Source organism: Tamlana crocina, from assembly GCF_012037625.1.
In genome coordinates, this window is sequence record NZ_JAAVJS010000419.1 from 1 (window position 1) to 383 (window position 383).

Sequence of the window (383 nt, forward strand, 5' to 3'; positions counted from 1 at the left end):
TTTATTACTTCATGTACGGCCAGGACCTGAAGGAAGTGATCAAAAGCTATACAAAATTGACAGGAAAGCCCATCATGCCACCCAACTGGGCGCTTGGCTGGTCCCAAAGCCGCGGAATGCTCGTAAACGAAGAGCTCACTAGAGAGATCGCCGCAGAGTATCGAAAAAGGGACATTCCCATAGACATAATTTACCAGGATATTGGTTGGGTTGAAGGGCTTCAGAATTTCGAGTGGAGAAAAGACAGGTATGACAATCCAAAAAAGATGCTTTCAGATCTTGCTGAAGATGGATTTAAAGTAATAATTTCTCAGGACCCAGTGATATCTCCGGCTGTGGAAGATCAGTGGCAAGAGGCGGCAAAAAAGGGATTTTTAGCTACC

At 44.9% G+C, this 383-nt stretch carries 1 protein-coding gene; it reads left to right on the forward strand.

Translation table 11 applies throughout. From position 1 onward, the window contains the following. Positions 1-383, forward strand: a 383-nt coding sequence (locus HC176_RS17390; RefSeq protein ID WP_245234952.1) for a glycoside hydrolase family 31 protein, incomplete at both ends; no start/stop codon positions are given.